Source organism: Streptosporangium sp. NPDC001681, assembly GCF_040298085.1.
Lineage (GTDB): Bacteria > Actinomycetota > Actinomycetes > Streptosporangiales > Streptosporangiaceae > Streptosporangium.
Map to the genome: position 1 here is coordinate 1 of NZ_JBEOZN010000162.1, position 20,403 is coordinate 20,403.

20 protein-coding genes are annotated in these 20,403 nt (G+C 69.8%); 14 read left to right on the top strand and 6 right to left on the bottom strand.

The window, feature by feature from the left end:
• Positions 1–17: 17 nt before the first annotated feature.
• From sepH to ABT130_RS41990, 3 genes are all read right to left on the bottom strand, one after another.
• Complete coding sequence (gene sepH / locus ABT130_RS41980; protein WP_350965349.1) at positions 18–1,253, bottom strand: septation protein SepH; 1,236 nt, start codon at positions 1,251–1,253, stop codon at positions 18–20.
• A 569-nt stretch (positions 1,254–1,822) separates the two neighbouring features.
• The gene (locus tag ABT130_RS41985; protein ID WP_350965351.1) at positions 1,823–3,136 is read right to left on the bottom strand and encodes a D-arabinono-1,4-lactone oxidase; all 1,314 of its coding nucleotides are present in this window, start codon (positions 3,134–3,136) and stop codon (positions 1,823–1,825) included.
• 111 nt (positions 3,137–3,247) lie between these two features.
• The gene (locus ABT130_RS41990) at positions 3,248–4,450 is read right to left on the bottom strand and encodes an MFS transporter (protein WP_350965353.1); all 1,203 of its coding nucleotides are present in this window, start codon (positions 4,448–4,450) and stop codon (positions 3,248–3,250) included.
• 156 nt (positions 4,451–4,606) lie between these two features.
• Here ABT130_RS41990 and ABT130_RS41995 point away from each other — a divergent pair, with 156 nt between their 5' ends.
• The gene (locus tag ABT130_RS41995; protein ID WP_350965354.1) at positions 4,607–5,917 is read left to right on the top strand and encodes a lytic murein transglycosylase; all 1,311 of its coding nucleotides are present in this window, start codon (positions 4,607–4,609) and stop codon (positions 5,915–5,917) included.
• 13 nt (positions 5,918–5,930) lie between these two features.
• Here the strand turns inward: ABT130_RS41995 and ABT130_RS42000 are convergent, their stop codons facing one another.
• Positions 5,931–6,893 carry a ferrochelatase gene (locus ABT130_RS42000; protein ID WP_350965356.1) on the bottom strand — a complete coding sequence of 321 codons (963 nt, stop codon included), beginning with the start codon at positions 6,891–6,893 and terminating at the stop codon, positions 5,931–5,933.
• Positions 6,894–6,986: 93 nt separating this feature from the next.
• On the opposite strand from ABT130_RS42000, the gene ABT130_RS42005 reads away from it, so the two are divergent.
• Both ABT130_RS42005 and ABT130_RS42010 read left to right on the top strand, forming a co-directional pair.
• Complete coding sequence (locus tag ABT130_RS42005; protein WP_350965358.1) at positions 6,987–9,008, top strand: S9 family peptidase; 2,022 nt, start codon at positions 6,987–6,989, stop codon at positions 9,006–9,008.
• Positions 9,009–9,152: 144 nt separating this feature from the next.
• Positions 9,153–9,908, top strand: a complete 756-nt coding sequence (locus ABT130_RS42010) for an inositol monophosphatase family protein (protein ID WP_350965365.1) — start codon at positions 9,153–9,155, stop codon at positions 9,906–9,908.
• A gap of 91 nt (positions 9,909–9,999) precedes the next feature.
• Here ABT130_RS42010 and ABT130_RS42015 read toward each other — a convergent pair whose 3' ends face one another.
• Positions 10,000–10,164 carry a hypothetical protein gene (locus tag ABT130_RS42015; RefSeq protein ID WP_169750159.1) on the bottom strand — a complete coding sequence of 55 codons (165 nt, stop codon included), beginning with the start codon at positions 10,162–10,164 and terminating at the stop codon, positions 10,000–10,002.
• Between the two features lie 222 nt (positions 10,165–10,386).
• Between ABT130_RS42015 and ABT130_RS42020 the strand changes: the two genes are divergently transcribed.
• The 5 genes from ABT130_RS42020 (at position 10,387) to ABT130_RS42040 (ending at position 15,337) form a co-directional block, all read left to right on the top strand.
• Entirely contained in the window at positions 10,387–11,040 is a 654-nt protein-coding gene (locus tag ABT130_RS42020; RefSeq protein WP_350917449.1) for a response regulator transcription factor, read from the top strand.
• Between the two features lie 80 nt (positions 11,041–11,120).
• Positions 11,121–12,443, top strand: coding sequence for a sensor histidine kinase (locus ABT130_RS42025; RefSeq protein ID WP_350965366.1), 1,323 nt, complete (start codon positions 11,121–11,123; stop codon positions 12,441–12,443).
• Between the two features lie 272 nt (positions 12,444–12,715).
• The gene (locus tag ABT130_RS42030) at positions 12,716–13,015 is read left to right on the top strand and encodes a DUF4193 domain-containing protein (protein ID WP_030914836.1); all 300 of its coding nucleotides are present in this window, start codon (positions 12,716–12,718) and stop codon (positions 13,013–13,015) included.
• A gap of 83 nt (positions 13,016–13,098) precedes the next feature.
• Complete coding sequence (locus tag ABT130_RS42035; RefSeq protein WP_350965360.1) at positions 13,099–13,905, top strand: hypothetical protein; 807 nt, start codon at positions 13,099–13,101, stop codon at positions 13,903–13,905.
• 55 nt (positions 13,906–13,960) lie between these two features.
• Complete coding sequence (locus tag ABT130_RS42040) at positions 13,961–15,337, top strand: alpha,alpha-trehalose-phosphate synthase (UDP-forming) (RefSeq protein ID WP_350917442.1); 1,377 nt, start codon at positions 13,961–13,963, stop codon at positions 15,335–15,337.
• A 66-nt stretch (positions 15,338–15,403) separates the two neighbouring features.
• Here the strand turns inward: ABT130_RS42040 and ABT130_RS42045 are convergent, their stop codons facing one another.
• Positions 15,404–15,700 carry a DUF4235 domain-containing protein gene (locus ABT130_RS42045; RefSeq protein ID WP_350917439.1) on the bottom strand — a complete coding sequence of 99 codons (297 nt, stop codon included), beginning with the start codon at positions 15,698–15,700 and terminating at the stop codon, positions 15,404–15,406.
• A 459-nt stretch (positions 15,701–16,159) separates the two neighbouring features.
• Between ABT130_RS42045 and ABT130_RS42050 the strand changes: the two genes are divergently transcribed.
• The 6 genes from ABT130_RS42050 to ABT130_RS42075 all read left to right on the top strand — a co-directional run bounded on the left by ABT130_RS42050 (position 16,160) and on the right by ABT130_RS42075 (position 20,311).
• Positions 16,160–17,353, top strand: coding sequence for an AI-2E family transporter (locus ABT130_RS42050; RefSeq protein ID WP_350965361.1), 1,194 nt, complete (start codon positions 16,160–16,162; stop codon positions 17,351–17,353).
• Positions 17,354–17,364: 11 nt separating this feature from the next.
• Positions 17,365–17,919: a PaaI family thioesterase gene (locus ABT130_RS42055; RefSeq protein ID WP_350917433.1), complete on the top strand. Its 555-nt coding sequence runs from the start codon at positions 17,365–17,367 to the stop codon at positions 17,917–17,919.
• Positions 17,916–18,359, top strand: coding sequence for a dUTP diphosphatase (gene dut, locus ABT130_RS42060; RefSeq protein WP_350965363.1), 444 nt, complete (start codon positions 17,916–17,918; stop codon positions 18,357–18,359). The genes ABT130_RS42055 and dut overlap by 4 nt, the downstream gene beginning before the upstream one ends.
• Positions 18,360–18,498: 139 nt before the next feature.
• Positions 18,499–19,173 carry a DUF3710 domain-containing protein gene (locus ABT130_RS42065; protein ID WP_350917427.1) on the top strand — a complete coding sequence of 225 codons (675 nt, stop codon included), beginning with the start codon at positions 18,499–18,501 and terminating at the stop codon, positions 19,171–19,173.
• 49 nt (positions 19,174–19,222) lie between these two features.
• Positions 19,223–19,615, top strand: a complete 393-nt coding sequence (locus ABT130_RS42070; protein ID WP_030914810.1) for an OB-fold nucleic acid binding domain-containing protein — start codon at positions 19,223–19,225, stop codon at positions 19,613–19,615.
• Between the two features lie 33 nt (positions 19,616–19,648).
• Positions 19,649–20,311 carry a DUF3159 domain-containing protein gene (locus ABT130_RS42075; protein ID WP_350917826.1) on the top strand — a complete coding sequence of 221 codons (663 nt, stop codon included), beginning with the start codon at positions 19,649–19,651 and terminating at the stop codon, positions 20,309–20,311.
• The last annotated feature ends 92 nt before the right edge of the window (positions 20,312–20,403 follow it).

Sequence of the window (20,403 nt, forward strand, 5' to 3'; positions counted from 1 at the left end):
CGCCATAGGTTCAGAGCTTAGAAGACTCGGATAGCACGCTCTCTGCTGATGGGCATGCGCAAAGGCAGGTCGGGTCCGGTGACCGATTCCCGCGCCGTGGCGGGCGCCGGCTCCGGCGCGCCGACCGAGAGCGGCCCGACCGGAGCCGGCTCGGCCGCCGTCACAGGGGGCTGGACAGTGGCAACGGGCTGTGGCGCGACGGGTGCCGCGGGCTCCGGCTCCGGGGCGGGCGGCGGCTCGTACGCGGCGGGTTCCGGCGCGGCGGGCTCGTACACCGCCGGTGAGACCGGCTCGTACGCGGTGACCGGCTTCGGCGGCACCGGCTCCGGAGGCCTGACCCGCGCGGCGGGATCGGAGCCCTCGGCCGCGGGAACGGCGGGCTCCGGTGCTCGGTCGGACTGGTATCCGGCCGGGTCGGGAGCGCGCAGCGGCGGCACGGACACCCGCGGGGCCTCGTATCCGGGGGGGAGTGGAGGCATGGGCGGCTGCTGGTAGGCGGCCGGTGGTTCGGTCTGGGCGTAGGCGGGCCGGGGTTGTGCCACGGGCTCGTGCCGCAGGACCGAGGGGAAGGCGACCGGCTGCTGGTTCGGCGGTTCGGGAGCCAGCGGCGGCACCGGAGCGAGCTTGGCCACCCGCGGCACGAACGGCGTGACCGTGGTGTCCTCGACCGGCTTGACGTCCTCTCCGCTGGACAGGCGCAGGGCCTCGTCGTCGTGGGGCGTGATGTGGCGCCGGCGCGGGTCGAAGAGCCACTCGGCGTTGCGCGTGTGACCGTTCCACACGAACCCGAGCTTGATGCGCCACATGTTGTCGTCCCGCTTGGCGGAGTCCCACTCGATCTCGTCGGCGGGGACGCCGCGGCGGGTCAGCCGCTCGGCGACCAGATCGCCGAGGGTGGGACCGGGAGCGGAGTCGCCGGGCAGGCGTACGGCGCAGCGCTGCGCCTGCTGTGCCATGTACTCACGTTCCTGGAGCACGGGGCCCTCGAACCACCGCACGCGCTCGACCGGGATGCCCGCCGTATTGGCGATCTCCTCCGCGGTCTCGCCGGCACGGATCCGGGCCTGGATCTCCTTGGGGCGCAACGGACTCTCCACTTCGATCTCGTACTGGCCGAGACGGGAGAAGTTGCCGCGGACGGCAGCACGGAGCCGGTCGTCGACGGGCAGCGTGAACCGGGTACCCCGGCCGGCTGTCGCCAGCACGAGATAGGTCCCGTCCTCACTCACCGCGACGAGTCGGAGCTCCTGCATGCGAGTCCCTTCGTCGTCGTGCTCAATCTTCCCCCGGACCCTTGAGTCTCTCGCGTGTGCCGGTTGCCTGCCAGCACCGTACCCGGCATGTCCGAACATCGCCTTCCTGGATGGGGCTCGCAGCGATGTGACGCCGGTCACATTTGCTCCATTCATCTAATTACAGGGCGCCGGTCTGGAGCAGCAACTTCGGGGTCCTCAGGGGATTCTCACGGATAACTCCGTGAACCGCTGCGGACTTCCACCAAGAACCGGGAGATGGCGGTGAGGCCGGTCCGCCGGTCCGGGGAGGGTATGTCGCGATCGCGGCGTTGTTCGGGGGCCGGTCGTCGCGGTCCGTGACGACGGATCGCGACGGCGGCTGGCATGGACGGCGGGAGAAGGTCATCTCCAGCGGACTCCCTCGGGGTCGAGCGGCGCGGGCGTCTGCGAATCTGCCCGTCGCACGCGCCGGGGGAACGACGGGACACGCGGACGCGTCACTCTTCGAGCGAGCCTTTGCGTCACCCTTTACCGAAAGCTTGTGAGAAGCGGCCGAATCGGGGGAACGGGGCCGTCCCGGTGGCCCCTCAGCCCAGGACGGTGTCGAGATACTCGTTGGCGAACGCGCGTCCGGGGTCGAGGGCGTCCCGCACCATCAGGAAGTCGGCGAACCGGGGATAGACCGTCGTCAGGTAGGCCGCGTCGCGGGTGTGCAGCTTGCCCCAGTGCGGGCGGCCGCCGAGCCTCGTCATGATCTCCTCAACGCCCTCGAAGTAGGCGGGGTTCGGGGTCGGCCGGTAGACGTGGCAGGCGATGTAGGCCGAGTCCCTGCCGTAGGCGGTGGACAGCCAGGCGTCCGAGGCGGGGGTGACTCGCACCTCGATCGGGAAACTGATCTTCCAGTCCCTGACCTCCATCAGGTCGCGGACCTCGCGCAGGGCCTGACCGAGGTGCTCGCGCGCGATGGCGTACTCCATCTCCAGGAAGCGCACCTGGCGCACGCTCGTGAAGATCCGATGCGAGGCGTCGGTGTGGGTCGAGGCCGACAGCGTCGCGGCCGAGAGCGCGTTGAGCCGGGGGATGGCGCCCGGGTAGCGGCCACCGATGCCGCACACCGCGCCGAACAGGGTGTTCTCCATGAAGTGGTTGTCGAGCCAGTACCGCAGCGCGCTCGGCGGCCGGGCCGGGCCGGGGCTGCGGTTGTTGCGCTTGGTCAGGCAGGTGTCCGTGTGCGGCATCCAGAAGAAGTCGAGGTGCTCGTTGCCGGTGACGAGGGAGTCGAGGGAGTCCAGGATCGAGGACAGCGCCATCGGCTCCCGGACGCTGCGCAGCAGGAAGGAGGGCTCCACCCGGAAGGTCACCGCGGTCAGCACGCCGAGTGCGCCCAGGCCCACCCTGGCCGCGTCGAACAGGTCCTGCTCGGCCACCCCGCGGATCTTCCCCTCGCCGTCGCCGCGGACTGTGACGATCTCGCCGTCGGCGAGCACCATCTCCAGGGCCAGCACCTGGTCGGCCAGTCCGCCGACGTCCCTGCCGGTGCCGTGGGTGCCGGTCTGGATGGCCCCGGCCAGGGTCTGGGCGTCGATGTCGCCCATGTTGGCCAGGGCCAGACCCCTTTGGTGCAGCTCCCCGTTGAGCACGCCGATCGTCGTCCCCGCCTCGGCCGTCACCCAGCCGTCTCCCACCTCGCGGATCCCGGTCAGCGCGTCCGGCCGCAGCAGGATGCCGTCGGTCAGGGCGACCGAGGTGAACGAGTGCCCGGTGCCGGTCATCCGCACCTGGCGTCCCGAGGCGACGGCGTCGCGCACCGCCCGCGAGACCTCCTCGGCACAGGACGGCGTACGGACCTCCGTGGGGGTGGCGGATTGGTTCCCTGCCCAGTTGCGGAAGGTCTCGCCCATGTTCACTCCTGCCCTGCGGGCGTCACCCGGTCCTGTCGTGGGCGTCGACGCCCCTGGGACGCGGGTTACCGCCGGTTCGTCACTCGCTCCGCCAGCGAATATGAACAATACTCATGATTGCTGCTGGGCGACAGGGGTTCGCAGCCAGGCGGAGCCGCCGACGCCGATCGCCACGGCCAGCAGGGCGCAGGCGAAGGAGAATCCGTAGGCGTTGGAGGCGCCGAACGCGTCGGTGAGCCTGCCGCCCGCCCACGCGCCGATCGCCACGCCGAACCCGACCGAGGTCGAGATCCAGGCCATGCCCTCGGTGAGCAGATGGGCGGGGACCAGCTGCTCGGTCAGGCTGTAGCCGGTGATGACGGTCGGGGAGATGGCCAGCCCGGCCAGGAAGAGCGCGCCCGCCATGACCCTGACGTCGCCGATGAGCGTGATCGGGGTCAGGCCCACGGCGAACACCGCCAGCGAGCCGATGAACCTGCCGCGCAGCGAGACGGTCCACTGCCGCGCGCCGTACCAGAGCCCGGAGACCAGGCTCCCGCCGGCGAACGAGGCGAGCAGCAGTCCGGCGGCGGGTTTGGCGCCCTGTTCCTCGGCGAACGCCACCGTGACCAGGTCGACCGAGCCGAACACCGCCCCCATCGCCAGGAAGGCGCATGACATCAGGGCGACGCCGGGGATGGTGATCGGGGTGCCCGAGCGCTCTTCCCTGGGACGGACGGGTGGCTCCGTGCCACGCTGCAGCCCGAAGGCGATGGTGCCCACGATCGTGCAGGTCAGAGCCACGATCAGGCCCGCGTATGGGTTGATCATGGTGGCCAGGGCGGTGACCAGCGCCGGGCCCGCGACGAAGATGACCTCGTCGGCGACCGACTCGAAGGAGAACGCCGTGTGCAGCCTGGCCGTCCCGCCCAGCAGGTGCGACCAGCGGGCGCGCACGAGCGAGCCGAGCGAGAGCGCGGTCGCGCCGACCGCGATCCCGGTGGCGAAGAGCGTCCACCGGGGGGCGCCGAACTCGGCGCAGAGCATCAGGCCGGTCAGCGTGGCGCCGTGCGCCAGCGTGAGCGGGATGACTATCCTGGCCTGGCCGAACCTGTCCACCAGGCGTCCCGACAGGGGGGCCGCGACGGCGTAGGAGACGCTGACGGTGGCCGCGACCGCTCCCGCCGTCGCGTAGGAGTCGGTGAGCGCCTCGATGAGCAGCACGATGCCGATGCCGAGCATCGACATGGGCATCCGCCCGAAGAATCCCGCGATGACGAAACCCTTGACGCCGGGAGTGCTGAAGAGCCCTCGGTACGGCCCGACCACTGACACTCCCTGATGCTCTATGTGGGTGGAACATGCCGACGATTCCGCACAGGATCGCTGCTCGGCAAGTGATTTTCCAGGCAACGGCTCCCGGCGGGGTCCGTTGAGGCTAACGTGAGCGCGGTGTCACGTCTTCCCGGGTTGAGGGCATTCATCCCAGTGATGGTTGCTCTGGCCGTACTTGTCGCTCTCGGTGGCGTCGCGCTCGCGGTGATCACCGGCGGCCGTCCCGCGGCCCCGGACGAGAACATCGTCATGGAGTCCCGCATCCGGGACCTGGCGGCGATCGCGCCGGTGGTCAGCCAGCCGCCGACCCCGCCGACCCCGCCGACCCCGCCGACCACGGCAGACCCGGCAGGCTCGGACCGCGAGAGCGCCGGCCCGGGCGACCCCGCGGGTGTGGAGACCGCCCCGGAGACCCCGGCCTCGCAGCCGTCCGCGCCCCCCGGCCCCCAAGGGGCGGACGGCCCGGGGTTCACCTCCACCCCGCCCCGGCTGCTGGTCATATCCCCGTCGACGCTGACCGAGCAGACCAAGGAGGACATCTCCCGGCTGAAGTACGTCCAGAAGGTCGACTCCTTCGACGGCGGGGCGGTCAAGGTGTCCGGGGTCGGACTCAACCTCCTCGCGGTTGATCCCGCCCGTTTCCGGGCGTGGGTCCCCAGGGCCGTCGCCGACCAGCAGGGGGTGTGGAGCGCCCTGGCCAGGGGCGAGTTCGTCGCGGACAGCTCGGCGGCGCGCCGCCTGGGACTGGTCCTCGGTGCGGAGTACCAGGTGGACGACGGTCCCCGGCTGCGGGCCGCGGCCTCGGCCACCTTCGGCCTGCCGGGCGTGGACGGCATCGTGGGGGAGGAGACCGGCCGCAGGCTGGGCCTGCCGCCGGGGGTGGCGCTGCTCGTGCACGGGCCCGAGAAGGCCACCGCCGTTCTCAAGGCCCGGGTGGGCAGGCTGCTCGGCTCAGGCTCCCAGGTGGTCGCCGTCGGTGGATCCGGCACGGGCAAGGTCATTACGGACAAGGCCACCGCGGACAAGGCGGCCCCGGCGAAGACCGGCACCGGCAAGCCCGCGAAGGCGGCCCGGGTGACGGTCGGCAGACCCGGCAGTTACCTGGAGCTCTATCGCGCCTCGGCCGAGGTCTGCCCGGGGCTCTCCTGGACGGTGCTGGCCGCGATCGGCCAGGTGGAGAGCTCCCACGGGCGCAACAACGGCCCCTCCTCCGCGGGGGCGCAGGGACCGATGCAGTTCATGCCCGCCACCTGGAAGGCCTACGGCGTGGACGGCGACGGCGACGGCGTCGCCGACATCTGGAGCCCCTACGACGCGGTCCCCTCGGCGGCCAACTACCTGTGCGCCAACGGAGCGGCCCAGGGCGGCAAGAAGCTGGAGAAGGCCATCTGGTTCTACAACCACTCCTGGTCCTACGTTTCCAAGGTCCTGGCCATCTCCCGCGGCTATGCCGCCGCCTACCCCTGAGGCACCCGGCGCCCTACCCGCGGCGGCGCGGCGGCGCCGGGCAGCAGGTGGCCGAGCACGCGACGGGCTCGGGCTCGGCGAGCAGCTCCGAGATCATCGAGACGAACCGGGGGTGGGTACCGGCCGTGGCCGCCCTGACCAGCGGCAGGCCGATCTTTCTCGCCGTCTCCGCGGCCTCCACGTCGAGGTCGTAGACGACCTCCATGTGGTCGGAGACGAAACCGATCGGCACCAGCACCACCGCCTGGGCGTCGACCTCCAGCAGATGGTCGCAGACGTCGGGCTCCAGCCACGGAATGTGAGGGGCGCCGCTCCGGCTCTGCCAGACCAGGTCCCACGCCCTGTCGCCACCCAGCTCCGCGGTGACCAGCGTGGCCGCGCGGCGCAGCTGAGCCTCGTACGCCCCGCCGCTCTCGCCGGCCGTCTCGGCCATCGAGATCGGAATGCTGTGCGCCGTGAAGACCAGCCGGGCGGAGTCGCCGAGCCCGTCGGGCAGCCGGTCCAGCGCCTCGCGGGTGTGGTCGGCCATCGCCGCGATGAAGCCCGGGTGGTCGAAGTAGTGCCGGAGCTTGACCACCTCGGGGGCACCCTCGACCGCGGCCCTGGCCAGCGCGATGTCGTCGATGTACTGCCGGCAGCCGGAGTAGGAGCTGTAGGCCGAGGTGACGAAGGCCGCCGCCCTGCGCACGCCGTCGGCCGCCATCTCGCGGAGTGTGTCCTCCAGATAGGGATGCCAGTTGCGGTTGCCCCAGTAGATCGGAAGATCGATGGTCGGTGCCACGGCCGCGATCAGGTCGCGGCACTGCTGGTTGATCGGGCTGGCCCCGCCGAAGCGCTGGTAGTGCGCCTCGACCTCCAGCAGCCGCTCGCGCGGGATCTCGCGGCCCCGCACCACGTTCTCCAGGAACGGCATCACGTCGTCAGGCTTCTCGGGACCCCCGAACGAGACGACGAGGAGTGCGTCGTAATTCCCCATGGTCTTCATCAAACCGCATGCCGGGGCGTTCTCTCGCATGGTCACCATGCGTAGTTCGTCATCAACAACATTTGTGGATGCGTGTTTGGGGGCATGTCCGAAGACGGTAGCCGGGGTAGGTTCGAAACTGTGACCCCATTTAACGACATCCGCGATTATGTCGGCGTGCCGCGGGTGGCATCCCTGCGGCTATCCCCCGATGGAACGCGCCTGGTCAGCGTGGTGCAGGCGCTCAACCCCGATGGCAGATCCTATGGAACCTCCCTTTGGGAGATCCCGCTCGACGGCCGACGGCCGCACCGGCTGACCAGATCGGTCAAGGGCGAGGCCGGGGCCGAGTTCACCCAGCGTGGTGATCTGCTCTTCGGCTCGCGCCGGCCCGACCCGACGGTCAAGGACGCCGACGAGGAGGTTCCGGCGCTCTGGCTGCTGCCCGCGGCGGGAGGAGAGGCCCGGCAGATCGCATCCAGACCGGGGGGTGTCGCCGGGTTCGCGATCGGCGGGCAGACCGTGGTCTTCTGCTCCGACGTGCTCCCGGGCGACGAGGCGGGGGAGGCCGAGCGGCGCAAGACGCGCAAGGAGGCGGGGATCAGTGCGATCCTGCACGAGAGCTACCCGGTGCGTTACTGGGATCACGACCTCGGCCCTGGCGAGCCCCGGCTGTTCGCGGGCACGCTGGGCGAGGAGGAACGGCTGACCGAGGTCAGGGATCTCACCCCCCAGCCGGGCAAGGCCTTGGCGAGCCACAGCGCCTACGACGTGACGCCGGACGGTTCCACGGTCGTGGCCACCTGGGGTGTCTCGATGCCGCACGGTGAGCTCCGTTTCGAGCTGGTCGCCATCGAGGCGGCCAACGGCGGTGCCCGGCGGGTCCTCGCCGCCGATGACGGCCACGACTTCGACGGGCCGATCAGAATCTCTCCCGACGGACGCCTGGTCGCGTGCGTCCGGAGCAACCACGCAGACATCGAGCACATCCCCGAGAGCACTCTGTGGATCGTCGATCTGGCCACCGGTGAGGGCCACCCCGCGGGCGGGGAGCTCTGGCCGTCCGACATCGTCTGGGCTCCCGACTCCCGCTCGCTGTTCATGGCCGCCGACCATCACGGCCGCCGCCCGATCTTCCTGGTCCCGGCCGACGGTTCCGCGCCGGAGCGGCTCACCGGTGACGACGCCGCGTACGCCTCGCTCAACGTCGCGCCCGACGGCACCGTCTACGCACTGCGCGGCGCGGTGGACGCGCCCGCGGCCCCGGTCAGGGTGGCCGCGGACGGCACCGTCGAAAGGCTGCCCTCTCCCGCCCCCGAGCTGGTGCTGCCCGGCAGGCTCACCGAGGTGACCGCGACCGCCGACGACGGCGCGGAGATCAGGGCCTGGCTGGCGCTGCCCGAGGGAGCCTCGGCGAAGAACCCCGCGCCGATCCTGCTGTGGATCCACGGCGGCCCGCTGGGCAGCTGGAACGACTGGTCCTGGCGCTGGAACCCGTGGATCATGGCCCAGAACGGTTACGCCGTGCTGCTTCCCGACCCGTGCATGTCCACGGGGTACGGACCGGAGATGATCCGGCGCGGCTGGGCCAACTGGGGCCCGCGCACCCACGCCGACCTGATGGCGATCACCGACGCCGCGTTGGAACTGCCCGAGGTCGACGCCACCAGGACCGCCGCCATGGGCGGCTCGTTCGGCGGCTACATGGCCAACTGGGTCGCCGGGCACACCGACAGGTTCAGTGCGATCGTCACCCACGCCTCGCTCTGGAACCTCGACCAGTTCGCCGGCACCACCGACGCGTCGATGTACTGGCAGCGCGAGTTCGGAGCCCCGGGCACCGGGCTGTACGCGAAGCTCTCTCCGCACCGGTCGCTGGGGAACATCTCCACCCCGATGCTGGTCATCCACGGTGACAAGGACTACCGGGTCCCCATCGGCGAGGCGCTGCGCCTCTGGTGGGACCTGCAGCGCTCCGACGTGGAGTCGAAGTTCCTGTACTTTCCCGACGAGAACCACTGGGTGCTCAAGCCGGGCAACGCGGTTGTCTGGTACGAGACCGTGCTGGCCTTCCTGGACCAGCATGTCCTCGGCCGCGAGTGGAAACGCCCTGAGTCGCTGTCGTGAGCCCGATGGAGGAATCGTGGACGGTGCCGTGACCGGCCGGCCGGCGGAGGAGATCACCGGTTCGTGAGCCCGGTGAAGCGAGTGAGGAGTGGTGAGGGGATCGTGGACGACAGTGCCGTGACCTTCGGCAGGCTGGCGGAGGAGATGGCCAGGGAGGCCGGTGAGATGCTTCTGGCCAAGCGTCCACCCCGTCCCGAGGTGCTGGTCACCAAATCCAGCCCCACCGACGTGGTGACAGCCCTCGACCGGGCCTCGGAGGAGCTGATCCGCAACAGGATCAGGGCGGTCAGGCCCGGCGACGCGATCCTCGGCGAGGAGGGCGGCTCCACCGGCGACGGCAGGGTCCGCTGGATCGTCGACCCGATCGACGGGACCGTCAACTTCCTGTACGGGCTGCCCGAGTGGGCGGTCAGCATCGCGGTCGAGGTGGACGGCGAGGTGATCGCGGGGGTGGTCAACGTCGTGCCCCGCGGAGAGGTGTTCACCGCCGTCAGGGGCGAGGGCGCGTGGCTGGCGGGGGAGCGGCTGCGCTGCAACACCGGTGTGCCGCTGGAACGGGCACTGATCGCCACCGGATTCGGCTATGAGAGCGGGCGGCGCGAGGTGCAGGCGGAGGTGCTCCGTCACGTGGTGCCGCGGGTACGTGACATCCGCAGGGGTGGATCGGCGGCCGCGGACCTCTGCTCGGTGGCGGCGGGCCGGGTGGACGGCTACTACGAGCGCGGCCCGAACGTCTGGGACTACGGGGCCGGCGGCCTCATCGCCCAGGAGGCGGGGGCCAGGCTCGGTGGATTGGCCGGCAAGCCGGCCAATCCCGGCCTCGTCCTGTGCGCGGCGCCCGGCCTGTTCGAGGAACTGCACGACCTGCTGCTCCCGCTGGATCCGGAGCGCGACGCCTGAGGCCTCGACTCCGGGCCTTCGCGGTACGGGCACGAAGCGGTACGGGCACGAAAGAGCCCCCCGGCCAAGATGGCCGGGGGGCTCCCTCCCATCAGCGCTGAATGGGAACGCCGTTGTCTGTGGCCAGACGCTGGAGATCCTCGATCTCGGCGGTGAAGGTGTCGGCGAGGTAGTCGTCGCCGGAGGACCTGGCCTCCTGCAGATTCCTGTATGCCTGGTCGAGGCGGTGTTCGATTGTGGTGGTGAACTCGCCCATCTCACCTTCTTTCTCACGGGCGCATGGGGGCGGAAGGTACCGCGATAGAGACTGGAACCGGCTGTACCCACAGTGGCCCAGTGGCTAAACCTGTGTGTTTCCGACATCACACGGAGTGTCTACCCCTGGGAGGGCCTTACCGTGTGCTTACAGGGGATGGGGTGAGAATGAGGGGCCGTTCCAGCGGCTGCTCATGGAATGTGACGGGAGGTGCCATAAGCCGTGCGAGTGCTTGTGGTCGAGGACGAGCGGGTGCTCGCCGACGCGATCGCGACCGGGCTCCGGCGCGAGGCGATGGCCGTGGACGTGGCCTACGACGGCGCCGGAGCGCTGGAGCGGACGGGCTACATCGACTACGACGTCATCGTCCTGGACCGGGACCTGCCCAAGGTCCACGGTGACGAGGTCTGCCGCCGGCTGGTGGCCTCCCGTACCGCGTCGCGGATCCTCATGCTGACCGCCTCGGGCGACGTCGACGACAAGGTGGAGGGGCTGGGGCTGGGCGCCGACGACTATCTGGCCAAGCCCTTCGTGTTCATCGAGCTCGTCGCGCGGGTGCGGGCGCTCGGCCGCCGCTCCGCCCCGGCGCTGCCGCCGGTGCTGGAGCGGGCGGGGGTCCGCCTGGATCCGGGCAAACGGCTGGTGACCAGGGACGGCGCGGAGATCGCGCTCACCAAGAAGGAGTTCGCGGTCCTGGAGGAGCTGATGCGCGCCGAGGGCGCGGTCGTCAGTCAGGAGGACCTGCTGGACAAGGCGTGGGACGAGAACATCGACCCGTTCACCAACGTGGTGCGCGTCACCATGATGACGCTGAGAAAGAAACTGGGCGAGCCCCAGGTGATCGAGACGGTGCCAGGGGTCGGGTACAGGTTGTGAGCGCTCCGGCAGGCGGGGGAGAGGAACGTCCCACGTTCGTCCCTGCGGACGAGGACCGGGGGTCCGTGCCGACCCACCCGATGATCAGCCCGCACTCCGAGCGGGGCGCCTGGAAGAGCGAGCAGCTCGCGTCGGGACCGCCGGAGAAGGAGGGGAAGCCGGGCGAGCAGCCCCCGCCGCCGACCGGCCCGCCCGCGTGGGACGGTCCGCCCCCGGCGGGCACGGCGCCGACCGATCACACCCTGCTGAGCCGGCTGCAGGCGATCGTGGACCGGGTCAGCATCCGCTGGCGGCTGACCATCACCTACGCGACGCTGTTCTTCACCGCGGGTGCCCTGCTCATGGTCGTGATCTACCTGATGGTGGGCTGGGCGCTCAACGACGTGTGGCCGCAGTTCCCGCTCGACCTGAACGGGGTGATGCCCCCCGACCAGGCGCGCCGGTACGAGCAGCAGTGGTACTGGTACCAGCACGCCGCGATCGCCGGAGCGCAGAAGGAACTGCTGGCCCGCTCGCTGCTGGCCCTGCTGGGGGTCGGCATCCTGGCGGTCATCATCGGCTACATCGTCGCCGACCGGGCGCTCAAGCCGATCCAGCAGATGACCGCCACGGCCCGCAAGCTGTCGGGCTCCACGCTCGCCCACGAGCGGATCGATCTCAAGGGGCCCGACGACGAGCTGAAGGAACTGGCCGACACCTTCGACGAGATGCTCACCAGGCTCAATGTGGCCTTCGACACACAGCGAAGATTCGTGGCCAACGCCTCGCACGAGCTCCGCACCCCGCTGACGATCAACCGGACGGTCCTGGAGATCGCGCTGGGCGACCCGGAGGCGTCGGGCGATCTCAAGGCACTGGGCCGCACCCTCCTGGAGGTCAACGCCCGCAACGAACGCCTGATCGAGGGACTGCTGCTGCTGGCGCGGAGCGAGCGCGAGCTGAGCGTGCGCAAGCCGGTGGACATGAAGGACGTGGCCGAGACGGCCGTCGACCAGCTCGCCACGCGGGCCGCGGGGGCCGGGGTCACCGTGATCACCGAGCTCCGCGGTGCCGAGACCGTCGGTGATCCGGTGCTCCTGGAGCGCTGCGTGGCCAACCTGGTGGAGAACGCCATCAAGCACAACCTCCCCGAGTCCGGACGTCTGTGGGTCAGGACGGGAATGGTGGAGGGTGCGCTGATTGTTCAGGTGGCCAACACGGGGCCGCATGTCCCCGCGTACGAGGTGAACAGTCTTTTCGAGCCGTTCCGGCGGCTCAACGCCGACCGGGTCGACTCCGACAAGGGCGCGGGGCTCGGGCTTTCCATCGTCCGCGCGGTGGTGCGGGCTCATGGGGGCAACGTGACCGCCATCCCCAGGGACGGAGGAGGTCTGGTGGTCACCGTGCGACTTCAGGCGCGCTGATCCGGCGGGGGGCGTCTCGTTCACGCCGTACATGTGGTTGGATGTGCCGTCGAACACGGTGGTGCATGCCGCCGATGCTGTGGTTTACGCCATATTTGGCTAACCGTGGCCATTGGCAGTACGTCCCTCACGTGTAGGGAGGTTCAGTGACCATTCCGGCAGGGTACCGAAGCAGGAATCTCGTCGGCAGATCGGGCACAAGTCGTGCCTCTCGAACGTTACACACGCGCGAGTGAGCGCACACAGATAGATGAGGGGGATGGAGCAGACCGATGGCTACCGATTACGACAGCCCACGCAAGACCGACGACGACCTCAGTGAGGACAGTCTTCAGGAACTGCAGGCCCGCCGTACCGACAAGTCCTCGGGCAGCATCGACATCGACGAGACGGATCTCGCCGAGTCGCTCGAACTGCCGGGCGCGGACCTGTCAAACGAGGAGCTCTCGCTCCGGGTGATTCCTCGTCAGGCCGACGAGTTCACCTGCGCGCGCTGCTTCTTGGTGCACCACCGCAGTCAGCTCGCCGTTGAGAAGAACGGTCAGCAGATATGCCGGGAATGCGCGGCTTGACGATAATTCCGATGGCCTGTTCGGGGTGTGCTCTTCCAGCCATGGGATAGGGGCCCAGGACAGCCTTGAGGAGGTTCCGAGACATGACGTCAGAGAACAGGCGGACCGACGCGGCGCCGGACGACTCCACTGCCGAGGAGTCGGACGGCGCGCCTGATCGGGAGGTGGCTGAGATCGTCGGCCGGCTTGCGGAGCCGGGTGACATGGATGGGGCCGAGCGGCGAAAGCTGCTCGGCCGCCTCACGAAAGCACTGACCCGGAGGGCGAAGAAGGCCAGGGAGTCGGGGGCGGGCCGGGGCCGCTGGCTGACCGACGTGTTCATGGCCGTGGCGCCCCGCATTCCCATCCGGGACCTGCACACCCTCTCCGAGCACCACCACGGCCTCACCGCCGAGGCGCTGGCCGACGACCTGGTGCGCACCGCGGCCAAGGCCACCATGACGGTCGGAGCCATCGGCGGGGCCGTCGCCGCGGCCGAGTTCGCCGCCCCACCCCTGCTGCTCTCCGCCCCCGCCCAGCTCGTGGCCGAGACCCTCGTCGTCGCCGCGATCGAGGTCAAGCTCATCGCCGAGCTTCATGAGGTGTACGGGATGCAGGTGCCCGGCAACGGTTCCCAGCGGGCCATGGCCTTCGCGGCGGCCTGGTCCAGACAGCGCGGTGTCGACCCCATGTCCCCGGGAACGATGACCGTCGCGCTCGGCACCGCGACCAGGACCGCCCTGCGCAACAGGCTGATGCGCACTCTCGGGCGCCACCTCACCACCTTGGGTCCCTTCCTCACCGGCGCCGTGGCGGGAGGGGTCCTCAACCGCGCCGCCACGAAGAAGCTCGGCGAGATGGTACGGAGTGATCTGAGGGTTCATCGTGCCCTTCCACCTGGAAAGCCATAGAAACTCCTCAAACGGGTAGTTAATTCAGTAAGCCCCCGACTACCTGGAGGAATTTGTGCCGGGCCGCAGTACGTTCGTGATCGTCGCCAATCGTCTCCCCGTCGACCGGGTGGGGGAGGACATGTGGCGGCGCAGCCCCGGCGGCCTCGTCACCGCGATCGCCCCGGTCCTGCAGCGCAGGGAAGGGGCCTGGATCGGCTGGCACGGGGCCCCCGGCGAACAGCTCGAACCCTTCGAGCACGACGGCATGCAACTCGTCCCCGTCCCGCTGTCCGAGCACGAGGTCGAGCTCTACTACGAGGGTTTCTCCAACGCCACACTCTGGCCCCTTTACCACGACGTGGTCGCCACCCCCATCTACTCGCGGGTCACCTGGGACTCCTACCGCGTGGTCAACGAGCGCTTCGCCCAGGCCGCCGCCGAGGAGGCCGCGGAGAACGCGGTCGTGTGGATCCAGGACTACCAGCTCCAGCTGGTCCCGGCCATGCTGCGCAAGCTCCGCCCCGACCTGCGCATCGGTTTCTTCCTGCACATCCCCTTCCCGCCGATAGAGCTGTTCGTCCAGCTCCCGTGGCGGCGCGAGATCCTGGAGGGACTGCTCGGCGCGGACATGGTCGGCTTCCAGCGTCCCGGCGGCGCGTCCAACTTCATCCGGCTCTGCCGCCACCTGCTCGGCCTCCAGCACCACAAGCACGAGATCTACGTGGACGGCCGGGTGGTGCGTGCCGGGGCCTTCCCCATCTCCGTCGACTTCGGCGAGCTCGACTCGCTGGTCCGTGAGCCGCACATCATCTCCAGGGCCAGGGAGATCCGCAGGGAACTGGGCGACCCCGAGTGCATACTGCTCGGCGTCGACAGGCTCGACTACACCAAGGGCATCGGCCAGCGCCTGAAGGCGTTCGGGGAACTGCTCGCGGAGAAAACGATCAAACCGGGCGAGGCGGCGTTCGTGCAGATCGCCACGCCGAGCCGGGAGCGGGTCGAGGAGTACATGCGGCTGCGCGACTCGATCGAGCTCCAGGTCGGGCGGATCAACGGCGAGCAGGGAGAGCTCGGGCAGCAGCCCGTGCAGTACCTGCACCAGTCGTACGGCCGCGACGAGCTCGCCGCGCTCTATCTCGCGGCGGATGTGATGATGGTCACACCGTTGCGTGACGGGATGAACCTGGTCGCCAAGGAGTACGTCGCCTGCCGCAACGACCTGCGCGGCGCGCTGGTGCTCAGCGAGTTCGCCGGGGCGGCCGACGAGCTGCGTCAGGCGTTCATGGTCAATCCCTACGACGTCGACGGCCTCAAGCGGATCATGCTGACCGCGATGCGGGCGACCCCGCACGACCTGTCGCGCCGGATGCGCTCACTGCGCCGGAGGGTGTCCACCTATGACGTGGACCGCTGGGCGAGGGAGTTTCTCACCTCGCTCGAGTCGTCCTGACCCGTCGCCAGGCTCTTTAGCCGCCCCCGGCGGGGCCGGGGGCGGGTCCGCGGCGTTCGCCGGCCGTCAGCCGGTGGCGTCCTTGGCCGCCCCCTTCAGGGATTTCCACGCGTCGTAGCGCTTCTTGGCGCTGCGGGCGACCACGATCTGCGCCACCTGCATGCCGACCCCCATCACCACGGCGTAGCCGATCGCCTCGCCGAGGCTGATGTCCGGCGACTCGCTGTCGGCGGGCGGCTTCTTACCGGTGCTCTTCTCCCAGGCGAACCCGATGACCTTCTTGGCGCTCCAGGCGGTGACGAGGCCGAGCAGGCCACCGATGGCTCGCCACGCCATGTCCTGCTTCTCGCTCTTGTCGGCCATGTGGTCCTCCCGTTTTCTGTCCGCATCAAGAACACTAGTCTCCCCGAGCGCCATATCGCGTGAAGCCATGGCGAGGCATGACAGAACGGTGACCGTGCCCATGCCGGGGCGGCCTGGAAGCCGTACGCTCCGGCCGCCAGGAGAGCGAGGAGACGGCGCGCACGCGAATCTGTCCTTTCCGTCGGGGGATCCTGCCGTACGGTCGAGGCAGGACAGGTGAGGGGAGGACAGGCATGCCGCCAGGATGTGGCAACTGCAGCTGCTACCTCGAGGACAGGGTGATCTCCCGCCCGCCGGGTGAGCGCTGAATCCAGCCGGGTGAGCGCCGGCCCCTGACCGGGCGGGCGCCGATCCCCGACAGCACACCGGGTGGCCCGGCCGGGTGGCCGGGCCACTCCTCCTCGTGTCAGAGCGACAACCCTCGCGCGTTTTCCTTCCCGGCGTGACAGTCTGGAAGGTGTGATATCAGATCGGGAGCGCCTGACGAACCTGGTACCTCGTACGTTGCTGCGTCTCGCGATGTGGAGCCTCTGCCTGATCATCATCGGCTGGGCCGTCTTCTACTTCGCCCAGTTCATCGCGACGTTGCGCATCGTGATGCTGCCGGTGGCCATCGCGCTCCTGCTGACCGCGCTGCTGTTCCCGGTCACCAGGCGGCTTCGCGCGATGGGCATGCGGCCCATCTACGCCACCTGGGTCACCATGATCATCGCGCTCGCCGTGCTCGGCGGCACCGGCTGGATCATCGGGGCGCGTGCCAACGAGGAGTTCCCCGGCCTCGTCGACCAGGTGCGCCAGACGGCCAAGGACGTCGAGAACTGGCTCTACACCGGGCCCCTGCATCTGCAGCCGACCCAGATCAGCAGCTGGGTCGACGAGATCGGCAAGCAGATGACCAACCAGCGCAACGAGATCACCCAGACGGTCCTCACCGGCGCCACGGTGGCGCTGGAGGTGCTGGCCTCCATCGTGCTGCTGCTGTTCGTGACCTTCTTCATGCTCAAGGACGGCGACCGGATCTGGTCGTGGTTCCTGAAGGGGTTCGGCGAGGTCGCGCCGCGCGTCGACAGGGCCGGGCGGACCGCCTGGGTGACGCTCTCGCACTACGTGCAGGGCACGGTCGCGGTGGCCGCCGTGCACGGCGTGGTCATGGGCATCGTGCTCGCCGGGATGGGGGTGCCGCTCTGGGCGGCGCTCGCGGTACTGATCTTCCTGGCCAGCTTCATCCCCATCGTCGGCATCTTCTTCGCCGGTGCCGTGGCCACCCTGGTCACCCTCGGTGCCAAGGGGCCGATCTATGCTCTGATCTTCATCGGCATCCTGATCGTGGAGCAGCAGCTGGAGAACCACGTACTCCAGCCGCTGATCGTCGGCAGGGTGCTCCACTTCCACCCACTGGCGATCATCCTGGTGCTGGCCGTGGGCGGCATCCTGGCGGGTATCGCCGGGGCCGCGGTGGCGGTGCCGGTGGCCGCCGTGATCTACCGGGCGCTGCCCGAGCTCAGCAGTGACGAACCGCTCGCCCTGCCACCGGCCTCGCCGCATCCCGATCCCGGCGAGGCGGGCGGGGCGGGGCCCAAGGCGGGCGGGGCGGGGCCTGCGGCGGAGGCGGGAAAACCGGTGGATGAGGAATCACCGCAGCCCAGGGAGTAACGTTCTGCCCCGTGACTCGTTCCACCTTGACCACCCCTCCGCCAGATGCCGTCCTGCCACGGCCACTCCCTGGCGGGCCCGCCCCCGGCGCCGCCCTCGGTTCCCACTACAGCCGCTGTTTCGGCTGCGGTGAGGACCACCCGACCGGCCTGCGGCTGACCGCCGTCACCCCCGACGGGATCACGGTGATCGCCACGTTCACCGTGGGAACGGCACACCAGGGTGCGCCGGGCCTGGCGCACGGCGGCGTGCTCGCCACGGCGATGGACGAGGTCATCGGCATGCTGGTCTGGCTCTTCCAGCGCCCCTACGTCACCGCGAGGCTGGAGACCGACTATCTCGCCCCGGTTCCGGTCGGTACCGTCCTGCACATGCGCGCCTGGTGCAACGGCATGTCGGGCAGGAAGGCGTACCTTGAGGCTGAGGGCCGTATCGGTTCCCCGGACGGCCCGGTCGCCGTGCGGGCCGCAGCGCTCTTCATCGAGGTGGGCATGGAGCACTTCGCCGAGCACGGTGACGCCCAGGCGATCATCGACGAGCACCACGAGTACGAGGTGAACCCGTGACCCACACCGTCGAGGTGCCGATCCACCGGCTCGACGCCGACCTGCCGCCGCCGTCGTACGCCCACCCGGGCGACGCGGGCGCCGACCTGCACGCCGCCGAGGACGTCGAACTCCTCCCCGGAGAGCGGGCCGTGGTCGGCACCGGGCTGGCGATCGCCCTGCCTGATGGGTATGCCGCGTTCGTCCACCCGCGCTCGGGCCTGGCCGCCAGGTACGGCGTGACGCTCGTCAACGCGCCCGGCACCGTGGACGCGGGATACCGGGGCGAGATCAGAGTGACGCTGCTCAACACCGACACCAAGGACACCGTGCGGTTGCGCAGGGGGGACCGGATCGCGCAGTTGGTGATCCAGAAGGTGGAGAGGGCGGCGTTCTTCGAGGTGGACCGGTTGTCCGGATCGGCGCGAGGCGCGGACGGGTTCGGGTCCACGGGCCGCTGACAGGGAGTGAGTCCGACGAGGTGAAGGAGGTGGCGGACGATGATCCGGAACCTGGGCGCACCTTCGGCCCCGGAGGCCACCCGCCGTCGTATCCGGCGGGGGATGAGTTACCAGCGAAACTTCAAGGAGCGTGAGGAAAATGTTCCGACGTCACCGTCGTGAGGAGTCCCCGGCCGCCAAGGCCGCAGTGGACGAGGCCCCGCAGGTCCCGGCGCGGGAGTCGGGCCCGTGGGACGCCGACGAGCCCTACCCCGAGCGGGAGCGGGTCGACCTCGGAGGCATGCGCCTGCCGGTCGGCCCCGGTTTCGAGGTCCAGCTCAACCTGGCCGGTGACCAGATCGTCGGTGCGGTGGTTCTGTTCAACGAGAGCGCTCTGCAGGTGCACGCCTTCGCGGCGCCCAAGCGGAGCGGGATCTGGGACGAGGTCAGGGCCGAGCTGGTCGAGGGGGTGAAGAGCGCCGGAGGCACCGCCGAGGAGCGGGAGGGCGCGTTCGGTGTCGAGCTGGCCGCCAGAATCCCCGCCGAGGGCGTCGAGCAGCCGGTCCGCTACATCGGGGTGGACGGGCCGCGCTGGTTCCTGCGTGCGGTGATCAGCGGGCGCGCCGCGCAGGACGCCGAGGTGGCCGAGACGCTGGAGGGTGTCGTCCGGGACATAGTCGTGGTACGCGGCGACGAGCCGATGGCCCCCAAGGAGGCGATCGAGCTCCGGCTGCCCCCCGAGGCCAGGCAGGCCGTGGAGCAGCAGGCCGCAGGGGGCAAGGGGCCCGATCTCAACCCGTTCGACCGGGGGCCGGAGATCGCGGAGATCCGCTGAGAGGCCGGATCGCGTACGCTGATTCGACTCGTACGTGAAGGAGAGGTCCGTGGGTTCTCAGGAACCGCATAAACAGAGCGGTCTGCGAGGCTTCTTTCGCCGACTGACCGCAGGCCAGGCCGAGCTGGAGGCCGACGAGCTTCAGCAGGACCTCGACCGCCAAGGCGCCACGCCCATCGTCTCGTGTGGCGGGCGCCGACGCTTCTGCGTGAGCGGTACTCTGCGGACGGTGACGCTGCGCCCTCGCGGGGGCGCTCCCGCGCTGGAGGCGGAGCTCTACGACGGTTCCGATGTGATCGATCTGATCTGGCTGGGCCGCAGGAAGATCGCGGGCATCGAGCCTGGCCGTCTGGTGCTGGCCGAAGGGCTGGTCAGCATCCAGGATGGGCGAAAAGTCATGTTCAACCCCAGATACGAGCTGCGCCCGGCAGGCGGTGCGTGAGCGATCGATGACCACGGAACGGTGAGCGAGAAGATGACCACCACCGGCGAGACCGCCGCGCACGACACGGTCGAGGCCGCGATCCGCAGCCAGCTTGCCAAGGCGTTCGGCGGGGTGCGGGGCGTCATCGAGGCCGCCGTGCCCACCATCGCCTTCACCGGCATGTGGATCGCCACCTCCGACCTGAAGCGCTCCCTGATCGTCAGTATCTCGGCCGCGGTGCTGCTGCTCGTCGTGCGGCTGGTGCGACGCTCGACGCCGCAGTTCGTGATCAACAGCCTGATCGGCATCGGCATCGGCGCGTTCTTCGCCTCCCGCACCGGCCAGGCGGAGGACGTCTTCCTGCCCGGCATCCTCTACAACGCCGGCTACTCCGTGGTGATGCTGCTGTCCATCGTCACCCGATGGCCGGTGGTGGGGTTCCTCATCGGGTCCGTCACCGGTGACCCGACCGCGTGGCGCGCGGATCCGGCCGTGGTGAGGCTGTGCACCAGGCTCACCTGGCTGCTGATGATCCCGTGCGTGGTCCGGGTGGCGGTGCAGCTCCCCGTCTACCTGATCGGCAGGGACGACGCGGTCGCCGAGCTGGGCATTCTCAAGATCGCGATGGGCTGGCCGCTTCAGGTCGCGGCGCTCGCCGCCATGGTGTGGCTCCTGGCCCGTGGCCGGACCCCGGTGCGGCCCGCGGCCTCCTGAGCGGCGGGTTCGCGCGTACTCATCTCGACGGATCGGGGAGAACATTCCGCCGGCCTTCTCACCGAGGCTCGCCACGCCCTCGGGGGCGGTGC